The 17,980-nt window shown below is 42.5% G+C and carries 15 protein-coding genes and 2 pseudogenes; 9 read left to right on the forward strand and 8 right to left on the reverse strand.

Features of this window, described 5'->3' with window-relative positions:
* Nucleotides 1–137 precede the first annotated feature (137 nt).
* The 3 genes from E3K36_01250 to E3K36_01260 are packed head-to-tail and all read right to left on the reverse strand — an operon-like array spanning nt 138 to nt 1,843.
* Entirely contained in the window at nt 138–734 is a 597-nt protein-coding gene (locus E3K36_01250; GenBank protein MCF6153886.1) for a hypothetical protein, read from the reverse strand.
* Entirely contained in the window at nt 715–1,077 is a 363-nt protein-coding gene (locus tag E3K36_01255) for a hypothetical protein (GenBank protein ID MCF6153887.1), read from the reverse strand. The genes E3K36_01250 and E3K36_01255 overlap by 20 nt, the downstream gene beginning before the upstream one ends.
* Nucleotides 1,070–1,843: a TIGR04255 family protein gene (locus E3K36_01260; GenBank protein MCF6153888.1), complete on the reverse strand. Its 774-nt coding sequence runs from the start codon at nt 1,841–1,843 to the stop codon at nt 1,070–1,072. Before E3K36_01260 ends, E3K36_01255 begins: the two co-directional genes overlap by 8 nt.
* Nucleotides 1,844–2,537: 694 nt before the next feature.
* On the opposite strand from E3K36_01260, the gene E3K36_01265 reads away from it, so the two are divergent.
* From E3K36_01265 to E3K36_01280, 4 genes are all read left to right on the forward strand, one after another.
* Nucleotides 2,538–2,738: a hypothetical protein gene (locus E3K36_01265; GenBank protein ID MCF6153889.1), complete on the forward strand. Its 201-nt coding sequence runs from the start codon at nt 2,538–2,540 to the stop codon at nt 2,736–2,738.
* Nucleotides 2,739–2,974: 236 nt separating this feature from the next.
* Nucleotides 2,975–4,834 (forward strand): hypothetical protein, encoded by a 1,860-nt coding sequence (locus tag E3K36_01270; GenBank protein MCF6153890.1) that lies wholly within the window; start codon nt 2,975–2,977, stop codon nt 4,832–4,834.
* A 486-nt stretch (nt 4,835–5,320) separates the two neighbouring features.
* Nucleotides 5,321–5,476, forward strand: coding sequence for a P-II family nitrogen regulator (locus E3K36_01275; protein MCF6153891.1), 156 nt, complete (start codon nt 5,321–5,323; stop codon nt 5,474–5,476).
* 243 nt (nt 5,477–5,719) lie between these two features.
* Nucleotides 5,720–6,061 (forward strand): hypothetical protein, encoded by a 342-nt coding sequence (locus E3K36_01280; GenBank protein MCF6153892.1) that lies wholly within the window; start codon nt 5,720–5,722, stop codon nt 6,059–6,061.
* Between the two features lie 104 nt (nt 6,062–6,165).
* On the opposite strand, the gene E3K36_01285 is transcribed toward E3K36_01280, so the two are convergent.
* Nucleotides 6,166–6,915 (reverse strand): polyprenol monophosphomannose synthase, encoded by a 750-nt coding sequence (locus tag E3K36_01285; protein ID MCF6153893.1) that lies wholly within the window; start codon nt 6,913–6,915, stop codon nt 6,166–6,168.
* Between the two features lie 157 nt (nt 6,916–7,072).
* A complete protein-coding gene (locus tag E3K36_01290; protein MCF6153894.1) occupies nt 7,073–8,263 on the reverse strand; it encodes a M20 family peptidase in 1,191 nt (396 codons plus the stop codon).
* A gap of 211 nt (nt 8,264–8,474) precedes the next feature.
* Here E3K36_01290 and E3K36_01295 point away from each other — a divergent pair, with 211 nt between their 5' ends.
* From E3K36_01295 to E3K36_01315, 5 genes and pseudogenes are all read left to right on the forward strand, one after another.
* Nucleotides 8,475–8,768 carry a type II toxin-antitoxin system prevent-host-death family antitoxin gene (locus E3K36_01295; GenBank protein ID MCF6153895.1) on the forward strand — a complete coding sequence of 98 codons (294 nt, stop codon included), beginning with the start codon at nt 8,475–8,477 and terminating at the stop codon, nt 8,766–8,768.
* Nucleotides 8,769–9,075: 307 nt separating this feature from the next.
* Nucleotides 9,076–10,266: pseudogene (locus E3K36_01300) on the forward strand (hypothetical protein).
* Between the two features lie 197 nt (nt 10,267–10,463).
* Complete coding sequence (locus tag E3K36_01305; GenBank protein MCF6153896.1) at nt 10,464–10,904, forward strand: DUF559 domain-containing protein; 441 nt, start codon at nt 10,464–10,466, stop codon at nt 10,902–10,904.
* A gap of 297 nt (nt 10,905–11,201) precedes the next feature.
* Nucleotides 11,202–14,195 (forward strand): type I restriction endonuclease subunit R, encoded by a 2,994-nt coding sequence (locus tag E3K36_01310; protein ID MCF6153897.1) that lies wholly within the window; start codon nt 11,202–11,204, stop codon nt 14,193–14,195.
* Nucleotides 14,196–14,380: 185 nt separating this feature from the next.
* Nucleotides 14,381–14,723 (forward strand): annotated as a pseudogene (locus E3K36_01315) (nucleotidyltransferase).
* A gap of 164 nt (nt 14,724–14,887) precedes the next feature.
* Here E3K36_01315 and mutM read toward each other — a convergent pair.
* The 3 genes from mutM to lsrF form a co-directional block, all read right to left on the reverse strand.
* The gene (mutM, locus tag E3K36_01320; GenBank protein ID MCF6153898.1) at nt 14,888–15,700 is read right to left on the reverse strand and encodes a bifunctional DNA-formamidopyrimidine glycosylase/DNA-(apurinic or apyrimidinic site) lyase; all 813 of its coding nucleotides are present in this window, start codon (nt 15,698–15,700) and stop codon (nt 14,888–14,890) included.
* A gap of 319 nt (nt 15,701–16,019) precedes the next feature.
* Nucleotides 16,020–17,054 carry an alcohol dehydrogenase gene (locus E3K36_01325; GenBank protein MCF6153899.1) on the reverse strand — a complete coding sequence of 345 codons (1,035 nt, stop codon included), beginning with the start codon at nt 17,052–17,054 and terminating at the stop codon, nt 16,020–16,022.
* A 75-nt stretch (nt 17,055–17,129) separates the two neighbouring features.
* Nucleotides 17,130–17,927, reverse strand: coding sequence for a 3-hydroxy-5-phosphonooxypentane-2,4-dione thiolase (gene lsrF / locus E3K36_01330; GenBank protein ID MCF6153900.1), 798 nt, complete (start codon nt 17,925–17,927; stop codon nt 17,130–17,132).
* Between the last annotated feature and the right edge of the window lie 53 nt (nt 17,928–17,980).

Genomic DNA, 17,980 nt, shown 5'->3' on the forward strand with positions numbered 1-17,980 from the left:
TTTTCTTTTCCCAAACCAAATTTGTTAAAAACTGAATTCTACAAAGATGTCCTTCCAAGACCACTATTCTACAATAGAATAAACGATAATAAATCGATACGTTCCTTCTTATTGTAAATACCAAAGCGCAATGGTGATTAACTAATAGTGACATTCCTTATTTCATCTTTAGGAATGTCTATCGGCAATCCAACCCGCATGAAATACCGTGCAAATGCTTGTGATAGATGTTCACGATATGGAGGTAACAATCTAATTCTAGGTGAATTTTTTTCTGCTATACTTTTTAAATATTGTTTAGGAAGTGAGTATATTCTATGAAAATCAACTACTGAATAAGGAAAATCAATACCATTGCCATCTAAATGATAAGAATTAAGAAGATGGTAGGCAGGTTCTTTTCCCTGTCGTAAACCTTCTCTCCCATCTTTCGAGTTATAATATTGATTATTTTTCATTAAAACTGTAAGTGGCCATACGGGGCATAAAACTATAGAATCAATTTTATCATTCAAAATATCACATGCTTGTGTTAAAACAATTAAGTCTCCTGTACTAACATCTATTGGCCCATTTGGCTCACTTGTGTTTTCAAGAATTGCTTCATAAAATGATTTCCCCGGCAATGGAATATAGCAATCCTTTATAATATCCCCTTGAGTAATATCATCACTTTGTTCAATAATTTCATACCAGGGATACATCCGTGATCCATCAAATAAATCCGTTTTCATCTTCTGGCGAAGAAAATTGCATAGGCGTAATTTTTCCAATTTTCACTTTTAGAGAACGTATTTTGGGTAATTCAAGTAATGCTGTATCGGTTTTAAATATTTCAAAATCATAATCGTAAATTTGTTCATCTAATATGGTGATATTTGGAGAAGTCATATCCTTTGTTATTTCTAATTTTGACACTTCATCCATAGTTATATTTGCTGTAAACAAAGTACAAGCAAATATTCCTGCCATTAGACGCTTATTATGAGGAATCTTAATACTATGAATAGCTGGTTTGAGATGCTTGCTACTAGAATCGCTAATGTTCTTTTCTCCTAGATCATCGTATTCAAACATTTTCAAAACTCCTATAAAGTTCTCCTTCAGAAAAAGCAAAAAAACTTTTTTCTGCTATATGATGAGCATCTGGGAGCCATATGCTAATGTCTGTGGGTAAATCTATTTTTTCTTCGTCTTTTGAAATTATTGAAATTTCCCAAATTAAAGCATCGTTGTTATCTTTTTTCCCTTTTGCAAATTTATACATTACCATTCCTTCAGGCTTTGATATTGGAAATGAAAATACTGTACTTAAAGAATTAGGCATTGGAAGTATTTCTGTTCCTTCAAAAAGACTCTGCGGAAAATTAATCTTTAACTTAAGTAAATTATGCATATATTCTAATATATTAACATTATTTATTTTTAATGCATTTATGTAACGTAACGTTAATCCCTTTAATTTCAAATTATTAGTATCTGGATAACATTTATAAATGTTTTTAATTGCCTTACAGCATAAATCTTCGAAATTATTATCCCAAGCATAAGAGTCAGTATCATTCACTGTTAATATCCCAGGGCCTAATTGTACCAATGGCCAAGTCCTTTCCTTCTTACTAAACCGAAATTGTGGTACGTAAGGAATCATTTCTGCTGGCATTTGCGATGAAGGCAAATTTTCTCTAATTGGAAATACATCTCTTATTCCATTATAAAATAAACCAATTAAAAAATTATAATTTTCATCGTATTCAATATTTTTCGAAGTGTCTTTATGTAGTAACCATCTAAATTCAAATATTGCTTCAATCAATGGGCTATTTGGTAAATGTTTCCCCATAATGTCATTAAGAATTTACGTTAAAACCCTACTTTAAAAATATTTTTTTAAAATTATGAATTGTATTAAAATTTTTCTGAGGATATTTTGTGATTTGTTCAATGATTATTAGATGCTTATTGCAAGTTTCTCCTAATAAAAATAGAATTGTCAACTATAATGCTACTTTTCCAATTTATTTGCAACTAAAAAATGTTGTATATTTGTTGAAACATTGATTCTTACCTAAAATACTTAATGGCAAACTTTACATTGATCCTGAAAGATAGATGCTTCTTTACTCAGTAAAAAGTTGCGAAATTAGTCCAAGAAGGAAAGTTCATTGGAGATCCTATTATATGGAAAAGGGAGATACGCACTAATAACATTGTTCTGCACGCTGTCACACTTCTTCTGTCTTTGAATGTTATGTACCACCTTGATCGTCGGAAATAGAATTTCCACAAATCAATTGCACAAATCTGCTTGACAAATAATTGAACACGTAGTATATTTTTGTACATAATTGAAATTCAGGCGATGGAGTTCGCCCAACGCTATGTGATAGCTGATAACTCCTATTGAAGCCAGATACTTCGATAGGAGTTTTTTATTTATAAGAACCCCTGTCGAAGACACGGTCTCGACAGGGGTTTTTTGTTATACCGTTATACAGCGTAAAATAAATCCCTGTCCTAATTCATAGGAGGGATTTATGGAAAAGATCATTGGCATTAAGGATCTCCAGGATGCAGGTTTGTTGGGCGTTGAATATACGGAGTCAGATTTGTGTGATGCCTTTTTGATGTACTGGATTTCCCATAATAAGTTAAATAAAGACCATGTTGTTTTGCGTGACGGTGACTTTATGCTTGATATCCGTAGTTATTTTGAGTCGTGTAATTGGATGGTTTAAGCAGAAGAGTGTAAAAATCAAAACCCACCGCTGAGTCCCTTCCCAGGAAGGGATTGAGGGGTGGGTTTTGTGAAGGTGGATTCGGCGGAAAAACCAACGCCTTAATCGTTCGACTGAGCGCTCACGACGAAGTCCGCCCTAGTTATAACCGGAACTCGTGCTGTGAAACGAAATTATATCAAATGTTTCTGCTCAATCAAAGACGATTGAGCCAGCGGAGTCGCTGAGGCGTTGACTTGTCAGATCCGAAGGACGTTACACTTGATGCTTTTATTATGTGGAGGAATTCTACTATGTTGGAAGAATTTATAAGGCATAAAACAGAAATACTGGGCACCATTGAAAATACTGTTGATTTGATAAAGGATGATACGAGGGCCGTGGATAACAGGCTACTTATGGTCAAGGAACAGTTGATATCGAATTGTTTTAATCTGGTAATTTTAGGACAATTTAAAAGGGGCAAGACGACGCTTATTAACAGTATGATCGGTAAGGAAATACTCCCTTCTTCCGTAGTACCACTGACGTCTATTGTGACGATCCTGAAGTATGGCGAAGAGGTTAGCTGTGTGGTCTCTATGGAGGACGGCAGTGAAAAGAAGATTTGCATAGAGGAACTTCCTGATTATGTAACGGAGAAAGGTAATCCCAAAAATATACGGGGCGTACGATGCGCACGCATCGGGTATCCATCCCCTTTCCTTGAAAAAGGGATACTGCTGGTAGACACGCCGGGCGTAGGGTCCACCTTCCTGCACAACACAGAAACGACCTATGAATTTTTAGACCATCTGGATGCGGCATTGTTCCTCATGAGCGCCGATGTCCCCATCTCGCAGGTGGAAAAAGAACTCCTCGTTACCATCAAAGGTTCTACCCAAAAGATATTCTTTGTGTTGAATAAGATCGATAATCTGACTCCGAAAGAGATAGAAGAAATAGCCGCCTTCAATAAACAGGTATTGGAGGAGATGGGGTTTACCGTTCAGGAAATCTGGCCTATCTCCGCAAGGGAAGCATTAAAGGCAAAAATAGCGAACAATGACGTTCAACTTTCCCAGAGTGGCCTTTTGAACCTGGAAGATGCCTTAGGGAGTTTTCTCTCTTTAGAAAAAGGGAAAATCGTTCTCAATACCACCATATCCAAGACAAAGCGGGTCATCTCCCGGATACTATCCCAGATAGCTATTGAAAGAAAGACCATGGAAGCATCCGGGGAGGAGTTAGAAAATAAGATCAACACCTTTCATCAGCTTGTAGCGATCCTGAAGCAAGACAGAGCAGATATGAAATATCTGCTCAAAGGCGAATCGGACAAGCTGTGTTTCAAGGTGGAAGGGATGTTAAAGATTTTAGAAGAAAAGGAGACCCCGGGAATAAAGCAGTGTCTTATGGATTTCTATGAAAAAAATGCCGATCTCAATCCAACCGTCTTAAGGGACGGAATGCAAAAGGTTATCAAGGATGAGATCGTTAAAGAATTCGATGCATTCAGAAAGGATGCGGAAAAGGAAATCTTAAATACAATCCAGGAAACTTGTAATCGTTTTACAAGACGTTCCAATAATATCATCAATGAGTTTAAAACGGCCGCAGAAATACTCTTTGAGGTATCCATGGAACAATGTGAATTTTCCGTTGAACTGGCCAGGGATACTGGTTTTTATTACATGGTCCAGGAATATACAGCCCCCACGGAAGAAGAGGTCAAGTCCATCCTGCGCACCTTCCTGCCGAAATCCCTGAGCAGAAAGATGGTCTTGAACGAGATGATGGAGCGGGTATCCTCCGATGCAGGCAGGAACTGTGGCAGGATACGTTCTGACCTCACAGCAAGGATCAGTAAAACCATTGACCATTACTCCAAGCAACTGAAAGATCTTGGGAGCGATCTTATTGCTCAGATAGAACAGGCCATACAAAAGGGACAAGAGCGGCGAAGGGCTGGTAGCGAGTCAGTACGGATCGAGCTAGAGTTATTGGCAAACAAGACCAAAACCCTGGAAGAGTACAAAGAAAATCTGGAGAAGGTATGGAATATCGTAAATCTGACTGAGATAAGCCATGAACAAAAAAGTGTGGCGATGGCCTAGCGCGGCGGAGTTGCAACTGGACAGATGCAACCGGGACGGTTGCGCTGCCGGTTAAAATTCTAAACGTTTAATTAATATTTAGGGCGATGGAGTTCGCTTAACTGCTACGTTGTAGCTGATAGCTCCTGTTGAAGTTGTTCTTCGATAGGGGTTTTTTGTTATGCCGTTATATCTTCGATTTGTAAATGTAGACTGCAAAAACAGCACCCATGTTTGATGTATAGGCAGTGTCATGGAATTAAGAGAGCGAGATTTTCTCTTTAAATTAGGTTGGATATTAAAGACAAAAAACCCAAAGACTTTTTTGCCCACCCCTTAAATCCCCTCTTGGGAGAGGCAAGGGGTGTGTTGTTCATGGCTTAACGAAAAAAGAATTGAAATTCCTTATACGTCGGGGTAAAGCCCGAAGGGCTGACAGAGTATAGCCCAGGGCGACAGCCCTGAATGGGCGACACATTATCTTAATTCAACGAATGGAGGTCTTTTATGAAAAAAATAGAGGCGATAATCAGGTTGGAAAAATTCGATATTGTTAAGGATGCTTTATTAGAGTTGGGCTATCCGGGAATGACCATTGCAAGAGTAACCGGACAGGGCAAGCAAAAAGGCATCAGCGAGATATGGCGTGGAAGAAGCTTATGAATCAGTGGTACATGATTTTGTACAGAACATTATTGAAATTCCAAGGATTACTATTTAACAAAGCAATGAAATAAGATCGGGATTTAAGGATTTTGACTCTGATACTAAAAATTTAAACTATCAACCGGTATCGGAAGAAATTCTGATAAAAAAGCTTCGAGAGCAGGAAAACAGTGTTGAGGATATATTCATTCGCAATTCATGCAACATTTTTACCTTGAAGCGCCAAGCTATGAAAAATCCATGGTAAGGCCTTTTACAAGGATCGAAGAACATAATTTTTCAAAATACACAAAAGACAGCATTCATCACTTTACCGAGACCATCACACCAACTCATGCCATTTCCAATAAGGTGTTCAGTGGTTTCAGGAAGGCATGCCACAATCTGTATAAATTTGATTCCAAGACAGAAAAAGATTTTGCGGTCATTTTAGTGCAGGACAAGGCAGTTCTTATGTGGCTAAGACCCGCATCGAATCAATTCCACATATACTGGAAGTACAATTCGAGGCAATACAACCCTGATTTTGTAGTGGAAAACAAAAGATGTTGTTTATATGGTGGAAACCAAAAAAGAAGGTGATATTGAAACCACAGATGTTCAGGAAAAAGCCCTAGCAGCCTTAGAATATTGCAAGTATGCTACTGATTTTATCATTCAAAATGGAGGGGAACAAAGAGTTGTATTTAATCTCCGGGTTGGTTTTCTATGGATGGTTTAAACAACAATCCCCTTTTATACAATCGTTTGAATTTCAAGACCATGAGGAGGGTTTTTACAAGGATTTTGTAATTGAGTTTTGTTTGACCGTGTGTACGGTCTTCAAATTCGATGGGGACTTCTTTAATCGAAAAGCCCTTCAGGTGTGCCCGGTAAAATACCTCAGATACGATGGACGGGCCGGTTGAGATCATGGAGTCCAGCTCAATCGCCTCCAGTACCTTCCTTTTAAAGCATCTGTAACCAGAAGAAACGTCATGAATCTTTAATCCGAGCAGAACTCTTACATAGATACCTGCCAGGATTGTGATTGTCTTGCGTATGATACCCCTGTTGACATCTTTCCCGCCGCTTATAAAGCGGGAACCAATGACCATATCGGCATCCTGGAGTGCTTCTAATAAGCGAGGAATGTATTTGGGATGATGAGAGAAATCTGCATCCATTTCGATTACAGAGTCGGCCCCGTGTTTCAGCGCATATTTGAAACCAGCGATACCAGCCGAACCACGCCCTCTTTCGGTTGTCCTGAGAAGGAGTTCCACCTCAGGATGTTTTTTTGACAGATTTGTTACCACCTCAGATGTGCCGTCAGGTGAGTTATCATCTACAACGACAATATGGAGGTCCTGGATTTTGAGATTTACTATTTCCTGTATTAAATTTCCTATGTTTTCCCGTTCATTATAGGTCGGGATCATTACGTAGGTTTTCATCTAAAATACCCCTCACCCTAATCCTTTCCCGCAAGGGGAGAAGGGATTTCTCCACATTATTCCTCTCCCTTGCCGGGAGAGGTAAGGCGCGGGTGATAAATTTCCATGCCTTATTGTGAAGTATGGTTGGCGTGAATATTTCATAAAATTAAAATCGTTACGATAATATATCAAGAGCGATTAAAGCCATAATTTGTGCAAAATCAACCAGTTCCTTAATACTGATGGATTCATTTGTTGCATGTGCCTCGGTCTCATCACCCGGACCAAACCCAACGGCGATTATTCCCTTTTGGATAAGTTGCTTCGTTACCGTCGCACCGGACATTCCTTTCGGCTGAGGCCTGGTTCCCAGAATGGTTAAGGTGTGTTTTGAAATCAATTCCACCAATGGATTATCGATAGCGACGGCTGTTGGAGGCTGGTTGGAAATGACCCTTAAGTCAAATTTTACCGAATATTGTGTTTCGACCTCTTTGATAATATTTTTAATAGTACCGATAATGGTATCGGCTGAATCATCGGGCAAATAACGAATATCCAATTGTGCCTTGCAGAGGGCAGGTACGATATTTGGTGCCGTTCCGCTGTGGATAGATCCCAGATTCAGAGTGGGCGGGGTATGGAGTGGATGTGCGGCTTTTTGGAACTTTAATTGTTTTATACGTTCCAATAAGGGTATCATATTCCATATGGCATTTATCCCTGTTTCCGGTCGGGAGCCGTGTGCCTGTTTGCCGTGTGACGTGATTTCTAAAAATAATGCTCCTTTTTCTGTTACATCGATCAACTGCATATTATGTGCAACGTCGGGAATAATAGCGTAATCGGCTTTGATCCCACATTCATTCAGCAAATACTCTAAACCTAAGGTGGAACCCCGTTCCTCATCAGCGACACCGATTAAGAGAAATTGCCCCTTTAATCGGGATTCATTCTCTTTCAGGAATCTTGCAACGGCCATCATGGAGGCCATTTGACCCTTGTTGTCTGATGAACCTCTCCCATATATCCGGCCATTTTCTATCCATGCCTCAAAGGGGTTCCGTTTCCAGTCATCACCCGCCGGCACAACGTCTAAATGGCATGCTACCAGCAATGCAGGGGTCCCTTTGCCTATGTATCCAACGATATTTGTCCTCCCCTTTATCTTTTCATGAATGGTATATGGGATTTGTAATGATTTGAAGAAATCTTCGACTACTTTGGCAGCAAGGGTTTCATTTCCTGGTGGGTTTTCGGTCTTGGCAGTAATTAATTTACACGCAAGATCGACAATCTCTTGCTCTTCATCTTGCATGTATTTTTTTACACGATCTATGAGATCGTTCGAAGGTGAATTATTCATAGGAATTATTTTAAAAGTAACGGAAAATTTGATAATGAAAACTGTTAAAACAATGGTGATAATCTTACCGTGCAGTCTGAGATATTTCAAATTAAAAGATTGATTAAATTTTCAGCTAATTTCAGGAACTCATTTGCATAGTTGACGTAGCCGATAAAACTGACTATAGTAGTCATATAAAATAGTTCTAAGAGTACTGGAGGATAATACTGTGAAAACAGCGGCTGTTTCTGAATTAAAGGCATCTATTAGTGAATATCTTGCCAAAGTAAAGGCCGGAGAGGAAGTGCTTGTTACCGACAGGGGAAAACCGATTGCCAAGTTGGTACCTCTTGATAGGGCAGAAGCAGATGTGCCAGCCCATTTGCACATGCTTGAAAAAGCCGGTTTGGTTCGTATTGGCAGCGGCAAAATAAAAGGCAGCTTTTGGGATTTGCCGAGGCCAAAGGATGAAAAAGGGCTTGCCCTTAAGGCCCTTATCTCTGAACGGGAGGAGGAGAGATGATATTCTGGGATGCTTCTGCCATTATCCCTCTCTGTATTGATGGACCGCAAAGCAAAGTCGCTAAAGGTATCTTAACTGGCAAATGCATGGACTGAGGTTGAACCCAGCGGCGATATCAGGGATATAGCATCTCGTCTTCTTTTGACTCATCCATTGCGCGCTGCGGATTCTCTTCAACTGGCAGCTGCCCTTGTCTGGGCCAACAAAACTCCCAAAGGGAACCATTTTGTATGCCTGGACCGTAGGTTAAGAGACGCAGCCAGAAAAGAGGGGTTTATGTTAATGCCTTCTGCATTCCCCGAATAATATGCGGTTATCAAAAGAAAATGAGAAAAGAATTATAGCGACAAATAACTTCAGAGAAAAGGCAAACTTCATCTGGTCGATCGCAGACCTGTTAAGAGGCCATTACAAGCAGGCTGATTATGGCAAGGTGATTTTGCCATTCACGGTTTTGCGATGATTGGACGCTGTTTTACAGCCAACCAAGAAGGACGTGCTTGCTGCATATCAGAAACATAAAGACAAAAAGCCTGAAGTACTCGAACCCATTCTCAATAACGTAGCCAAAGCAAAATTTCACAGTCGGAGCAAGTTCGACTTTGCTGAACTGGCCAAGGACCACAACAACATTGCCGCAAACCTTCGCAATTACATTAATGGGTTTTTCATAAGCGTGCGGGAAATAATTGAATATTTCAGTTTTGAAGATCAGATACGAAAGCTGGATGAATATGATTTGCTCTATATGATTGTGAAGCGTAGTGCTGGTGGCAGCCGCATTGGAATAGTTTTTAACGGCTCGCCTTTGTTCAGCGGCGGCGCCGGAAGCGGTCCCAGCGAAATACGCAAATGGATTATTGAAAATGATATGCTTGAAGCCATAATCGCCTTGCCTGACCAGTTGTTCTACAACACGGGCATTTCCACATATATTTGGATCGTTACCGACCGAAAGAGCAAGAAACGCAAAGGCAAGGTGCAGCTTATTAATGCAACTGGCGCTGATAAGGAAGACAAAAACAATCCCTTTTACAGTAAGATGCTCCGCAGTCTCGGCAATAAGAGGAAAGAGATACACGAGGAGGCCATTAAGCGCATTACCGAAATCTACGGTGAGTTCAAGGATGGCCCATACTGCAAGATTTTTGACAATGATGATTTTGGTTACAGGCGGATAGCCGTTGAGCGCCCTAAACGTGATGCGAAAGGCAATATTGAAAAAGATCGAAAGGGCAATCCTTTGCCCGATGCAGACCTTCGTGATTTTGAAAATGTACCGCTAAAAGAGGATGTTGAGGAATACTTTAGGCGGGAAGTCTTGCCGCATGTGCCAGATGCATGGATTGACCACGGTAAAACAAAAGTGGGATATGAGATAAATTTCACAAAGTATTTTTATCAATATAAGCCGCTACGCAGTTTGGAAGAAATAAGAAAGGATATACTGGCATTGGAAAAAGAAACCGAGGGAATGATTAAACAGATAGTTGTCTGATATTCCCCATGAGGATAAGGGGTGAAGTGGTTCAGTGCAATTCCCCCTTAATAAAGGGCATACGTCTTAAGGTAAGGATTCAATAATCACCATAAAATTCTTGTTACTGTTGTATCCTTCATGTCCCCCGGTGGCTATACCATGAACTTGTCCCCCGCTGTCGGGGGTGCAGGGGGTGGAAAAGGAACGCGGAAATCATGCGAAAAAAACCAAAAGCTGACGGAACCAATAATTACGGCTACAACAAACGATTACAGCCGCTTGCAAACAGCCTGCGTAAGAAAATGACGAAAGCAGAGGCTTGCCTCTGGAAATATGCACTGCGAGCCGGACAGATTAAGGGCTATCAATTTAGAAGGCAAAGGCCCGCGCTGCAATATATCGCAGACTTCCTCTGTAAGGAATTGAAGCTGATCATTGAGGTTGACGGGATAACTCATTTAGACGTAGAAACAAGTGAAAAAGATAAGCGTAAGACCCGTGCACTTGAAAGCGCCGGGTTTACCATAATCAGGTTTACTGACGAAGATGTATTGAAGAATATGAGCGGTGTTATACAGAAGATTGTGCGGGTAGTTGACATGATTGGGATATCCGGTCCACCCCCTCACCCCCGCCAGCGGGGGACAGATTCATAACATAGCCAGCGGGGGACAAATTCGTGGTATAGCCCGTGGGGGGACATGGAAAGACGTCCAGGCTTAGTGTCTCTGCCAGAACACGGGGTTGATGGTAATTTATAGAGTCTTGTTTAATTATGTATGTCCTACACATCCTTTTCAGCCAAAAATGTCGGGAGTGATAAAAAGCCCCAATGGATTCTAATAAATTATTAGAGGGAAAATTTGATGTTCCAAATAAGGACAAGTGGTTATGCTTCTAATACTATTACTATGCAAGGTAATTAAAAATAATTAGATAAACTTCAGACAAACATGACTTCTATTCACACAGAATCCATTTTTGAATCAGCTATCATTGAGCATTTAACCACCAATGGTTGGCATTTAGGTAATGATTCAGATTTCAGCCGAGATCTGGCATTTGATAAAAAGGCAGTGCTTTCATTTATTCAGACGTCTCAGCCTAAAGAGTGGGACAAGTTGAAGTCTTATTATAAAGATGACACCGAGAACAAATTCATTCAACGCCTCTTTAAAGAACTGGATTTAAGGGGCATGCTGGATGTAATCCGTCATGGTATTACCGACAGCGGTGTTAAATTCAAACTGGCTTATTTCAAACCCGATAGCAAACTGAATCCTGAAACGCTTGAACTTTATAAACTCAATAAACTCTCTGTAACCAGACAGGTTCATTTTTCTACCAAAAACAACAAGAGCATAGACCTGCTGCTTTCTTTAAACGGTTTGCCTGTGGCGACTATTGAATTAAAAAACCATTTCACCGGTCAATCCGTAAGTGAAGCGATGGAGCAATACCGCACCAGCCGTGACCCGCGGGAACTGCTTTTTCAATTCAAAAAGAGAGCCTTGGTGCATTTTACCCTCGACCCAGATGAAGTGTATTTCACTACCAGGCTTGAGTCAGGCGGCACACGATTCTCACCATTTAACAAGGGTTTTAAGAATGGAGCAGGCAACCCTCCGGCAAAGGACTATTCCACTTACCGTTCTGCCTATTTCTGGGAAGAAACACTGAATGTGGACGGTTGGCTGGAAATTATCGGAAGGTATATGCATTTGCAAAAAGAAGACTTTACGGTTGAGGGAAAGAAATATACAAAAGAATCATTGCTATTCCCTCGCTATCATCAGCTTGATGCGGTTCGCAAACTTACCACCGACGCAAAAATCAGCGGCCCCGGCAGGAATTATTTGATTCAGCATTCAGCAGGCAGCGGCAAGAGCAATTCAATTGCATGGCTCGCCTACCGGCTGAGTAGTTTATACAATGTGCAGGACAAGAAGGTATTTGACTCAATAATTGTAATTACCGACCGAAATGTGCTTGACCAGCAGTTGCAAAATACCATCTATCAGTTTGAGCACAAAACGGGCGTGGTTCAGCGCATTGATGAGGATTCCAGGCAACTGGCTGAAGCGATTACATCAGGAACGGGCATTATCATCACTACATTACAGAAGTTTCCCTATGCGCTTAAACATTTGGGAGAAAATTCCGGGCGCAACTACGCGGTAATCATTGATGAGGCGCATAGCAGCCAGGGCGGTGAAGCAAGCAGAAAGATGACTGAAGCACTCGTTGGAAAGAATGTCTCGCTCGAAGAATCAGAAAAGATTGAAACTGAAATTGAGAGCAGTGTGGAAGATGAGGATGATTACATCCGTGAAACGATACGTAAGCGCGGTCCTCAAAAAAATATAAGCCTTTTTGCCTTCACTGCAACGCCAAAGGCAAAAACAATAGAGGTGTTTGGCTTCAAAAATGACGAAGGCAAATCCCTGCCATTCCATCTTTATTCTATGCGGCAAGCCATTGAGGAGGGATTTATCCTTGATGTGCTGAAGAATTACACTACGTATGAAACTTATTACAAATTTTGCAAAACCATTGAGGACGACCCGGAACTGAATAAAAGAAAAGCAGTAAAGGCAATTGGCCGTTTTGCAACGCTCCATCCCACAAACCTTGCGCAGAAGACCGAAGTGATGGTTGAGCATTTCAGACAGATCACGATGAAAAAAATCGGAGGCAAGGCAAAGGCAATGGTTGTAACTTCATCAAGAAAACATGCCCTGAGGTATTACCTTGAGTTTAAGGATTATATTAAAGAAAAGGGCTACACCAGCATAAAACTTCTGGTAGCTTTTTCCGGGACAGTGATTGACGACCTCTATCCGGAAGGAGTAACCGAAGCACAGTTGAACAAGTTTGGCGAGAAGGAATTGCCAGAAAAGTTTGCAACGAATGATTATCAGGTCTTGCTGGTGGCCGATAAATATCAGTATGGCTTTGACCAGCCTTTATTGCACACCATGTATGTTGACAAAAAGCTGTCAGGAGTAAAAGCCGTGCAAACGCTTTCACGACTCAACAGGACTTATCCCGGCAAGGAAGACACCTTTGTTCTCGATTTTGCCAATGATAGACAAACAATCATTGATTCATTCCAGCCATACTATGAACTGACAGCAATGACAGAAACCACTGACCCGAATCATTTATATGATTTGAAGGGTAAGACCGATGCCGCGAATGTCTATTACCAGTCTGAAGTGGATGCATTTGCCAGAGTATTCTACAAGCCGGGACATTCATCTGTGAAAGATCAGGGCAGGTTGTACGCATTTATTGATCCGGCAGTCGACCGGTTTAATGCCTTACAGGAAGAGCCGCAGGATGAGTTCAAAAAGTCTTTGACTGCTTTTGTCAGGTTGTATTCATTTCTTTCGCAAATCATGCCCTTTCAGGACGTTGAGCTTGAAAAATTGTATTCGTACGGCCGATTTCTGCTGACGAAACTGCCCAAGGCAGATTATACGGAGCGATTGAAACTGGATAATGAAGTAGCGCTTGAATATTATCGCTTACAAAAAGTAGCCGAAGGCGATCTGGTTTTGCAGGTTCAGGGAGAGCATAGCCTTGACCCAACAACAGAGGCTGGTATCAGCAAACCAAAAGATGAAAAGGATAAACTCTCGAACATTATTTACTTATTGAATGAAAAATTTGGCACTGACTTTACTGAAGCTGACCGCTTATACTTTGAGCAGATTGAACAAGCGTTATTTGAGAATGAAGATTTGAAGATAAGGGCGCAAAACAATCCGATTGAAAATTTCAAGTACGCCTTTGAAGAGGTATTTATCCAAACACTTATTGACCGGATGGATTCTAATCAGGAAATATTTGATAAGATCATGGAAAATTCTGAATTTAAAAATGATGTGAAGGACTGGTTGACCAGGAAAATATATCAACGGTTTAATGAGAAGCAGGCATAATCAAGAATACGCCCTTTTAAAGCCGTTGCAAACTTGGCAGCAGTGGACACGTACGACTTTTGCGGCAAGAAGCAGAGAGATGTATTCAAAGAATTATTTCTGAGATGTGGAGAGAGTAGCCAGGAAAAAAACCAGTATTAAAGAATCATTTGGAAGATGAGGTGGCTGCATGGAATAATTTCGTCATGTCACAATTTCTGAAAGGATATTTGGACAAAGAGAATATTAAGATGGAAAAATCTGTGAGTGAAATAATTTCAACGATAGCCAGTGTAAAGGCTGAGGCGAAACTGCAATTCAGGGCTGAAATAAAAGGTATATTTGGCTCTTATGTAAGGGGTGAACAAAAGGAAGGCAGTGACCTGGATGTACTGGTGGAATTTGAGAAGGATACGAATCTCTTAGACCTTACCGGTCTGGCTGATTTTCTTGAGGAAAAGCTTAATATTCAAAGTAGATGTTGTGCCTGAGAGCGCTCTTAGGGAAGAAATAAGGAGTATAGTTTTAAAGGAGAAAGTGGCTGTATGAGGGAGTATTCCCTATATCTTAAGGAAATGTTGAAGGATATAGAGTAATGTCATAGCCGTTGATAATCCTATACTGAATAAGCCATACAGGCAGAAAAAAACAGCAGCAGAAGGATGGCAGCTTCATTATGTACGTTATGTCTTGCATGCCGGGCAACCTGCCGGTTACTGGTGCTGGCACCTGGGGCAGAAGTAGGTGCCGCGATTCCGTACCGTAATGCGCTGTATGGGCGTGCCACAGTTGTAGCATACCTCGCCGCGCCGGTGGGCCACCCTGAACTGGAAATGGGCCGTGCCCAGCTCGCCACCCGGCCGGTAGTAGTTGATGACGCTTGCCCCCTTCTTGCCGATAGCCTGCTTCAGCACCTGCCTGATGGCGCTATGCAGCCTTTTCACCTCGTTCGCAGACAGGCTACCGCCAGGCCGCAGCGGATGAATCCCGGCAGCGAACAGGACCTCATCGGCATACATGTTGCCAATACCGGCAATCAGGTTCTGGTCACAAAGCAGCGCCTTTATCAACGCAGCACGGTCGCTCAGCAGCCCGGCCAGGAGTTTCACTGTAAAGCCTGCCTCAAGTGGCTCCGGGCCCAGCTTGCCCACGATTGTTCTATTATCGGCCACCAGCCACATCCGGCCGAACTTGCGTTGGTCACGGAAGTAAAGCTCCGAGCCATCATCCAGGCGGATGATGGCCCTCACGAACCGGTCATCAGTCAAGTTCCGCTTCAGCAGGAGCGAGCCGCTCATCTTGAGGTGAATGACCAGGCTCTCGCCACTGCCCAGGCTGAAGCAGAGGTACTTGCCTCTGCGGGTCAAGCCGGTGATTCTCTGCCCGATAAGGCGGGCGCGGAACTGCCTGACCGAAGGCTCCCATACGATTCCCTTCCAGGGCAGGCTAACGCCGGTAACTCTCCGTCCGACAACATGTGGCTCAAGCTCATTCTTGATTGTTTCAACTTCAGGTAATTCGGGCATTCACGACTCTTCTCCCGCTTAGACACTACTCAATCCATCCCCTCAGTTGTCGCCCACCGTGGTATTATTTACTGGACTGCTGCCCGTAAAGATGGTTCCTATTGAGAACGATATTCAGATCGTTCAAAGTTAAAGAGTCCGCTGCTCTTCTTATCATTGTCTCCGCTATCCGGAGGACCCTTCGCTATCATCCCTGGGTTAGAAGGAGAAGTTCCACCAGGATTTTTTCCTTCGGAACCCCGCCCTGACTCAGATTACCGCATCATTCGCGATAACCGCATAATCATTGTGTTCAGGTTTTCCTTGCTTTTGTTTCAGTTCATGCTGGCGTGTTGTGGGGTTCAACGATGACCTTGATGGAATCCTTGGCCTCGGCAACGAGCTTAAAGCCCAGAGCCGTTTCAGAAAGAGGTAATCGGTGGGTAATCAATTCTCCGACCTTTACCCTGCCGGCGCGGATCAATTCGATGGCCGTTGCTGTGTCATCCGGAGGGCCGGCATACGACATGATGACAGAATTGCAATTGCGCCAGAGGTCCCAAAGGTTCATAGGAGTTGTTACATTGGGTTCTGTGGGGGCAAAAAAAAGAATCGTTCCGCCCCGGTCCACGGAGTTAAATGCCTGCTGAATAGCTGAAGGAGCCCCTGTGCATACGATGACGAGGTCTGCCAGCCGTTCGTCATTTGCTTTGCGTAAACAGGCGGGGACATCCTCTCTGGCGTGAATGGTTATATCTGCCCCGCATTGTTTGGCCATTTTTAAACGGTAGTCAGTGATGTCCACTGCACATATTCGTCCCGCCCCCAGGGCACGTGCCAGTTGGATGTGAAGGAGTCCGGAGATACCGCTGCCGATGACGAGTATACTCTGGCCCGGACGCAGATTTGCTTTCTTTTGACCCAGCAGGGTACAGGCCAAAGGCTCTGCAAAGGTTCCCTCTTCAAAAGAGACCTCATCTGGCAGGATAAAGGTACCACGGTCAACATTGATTTGAGGGATGCGGGTGTACTCAGAAAAGCCTCCCGGGTAAAAATTCGTAGTGCGTAAGGTTTCGCATACTGAATAGTGGCCATTCAGGCAATAGTGACAGGTATTGCACGGGACATGATGGGCAACCGTTACCCGGTCGCCCACCTTGAAGCGTTTCACTCCCTCACCAGTAGCAACGATCTCTCCGGCAATCTCGTGTCCAAGTACCAGGGGTGCCCTTTTGATACGATACCACTCCATTACGTCACTGCCGCAAATGCCGCTTGCCTGTATCTTTATCAATAACTCGCCCGGACCGATCTGCGGGGTCTGCATCTCTTCGATTCTGACATCCCTGTTATTATAATACATTGCTACGCGCATGCTATTTTCCTCATGTAGTTCTTACGAAAAGTTTGTTTTCCTGCTGATGACCAAAAGATTATCACATATGTGAAGTTATTCTTTCTTTTCGTTCTTTGCGGAGTTAAATAGATCATTGGCCTGTTTTGCAGTTGCGTTTTCATGGATAATGGCATGCAAGGCCTTGATCATGGCTACCGGATGTTCGTTTTGCCAGATATTTCTGCCCAGATTTACACCAATAGCACCTTTTTGCATTCCGTCATGAACGAACTCAAACACCTCCATATCAGAATTTGTTTTTGGACCACCGGCCATGACCACGGGTACGGGACAGCCATTGGTTACCTTGTCAAAATTTTCACACCAGTACGTCTTTACAACACGGGCACCTAATTCTGCTGCAATACGACAGCATAGGGCGAGGTAACGGGCATCCCGTTTTTCCAGTTCCCTGCCCACAGCGGTAACGGCCATTACGGGAATGCCGTATCTTTCTGCCTCGTTGACCAGGTTTGACAGATTTAACAATGTTTGGCGCTCGTAATCACTGCCGATAAAGACGGAGATACCAACGCCAGATGCATTCAGACGAATCGCCTCTTCCATTGAAGTGGTTAGCCCTTCATTGGCGAGATCCTTTCCCACCATACTGGTGCCTCCGGATACCCTAAGGATAATAGGCTTGCTATTCTCCGGGTTTATGCAAGCACGCAGTACCCCGCGGGTACAAAAGAGTGCATCGGCATAATCGATAATCGGTTTAATCGTTTCGCCCGGCCTTTCCAGTTTTGAAGTAGGCCCCTGGAAATATCCATGATCGATGGGCAGAAACATACAACGACCATTTGGTTTGATGAGTTGAGATAAACGATTCTTTATTCCCCAATCCACTGTTTTATTCCTCCGTTTTCAAAAATGTTAACAATTTCCCTGTGACGTTTCAG

This window comes from Candidatus Brocadia sp. (genome assembly GCA_021646415.1).
In the GTDB taxonomy this organism is placed as follows: Bacteria; Planctomycetota; Brocadiia; order Brocadiales; family Brocadiaceae; genus Brocadia.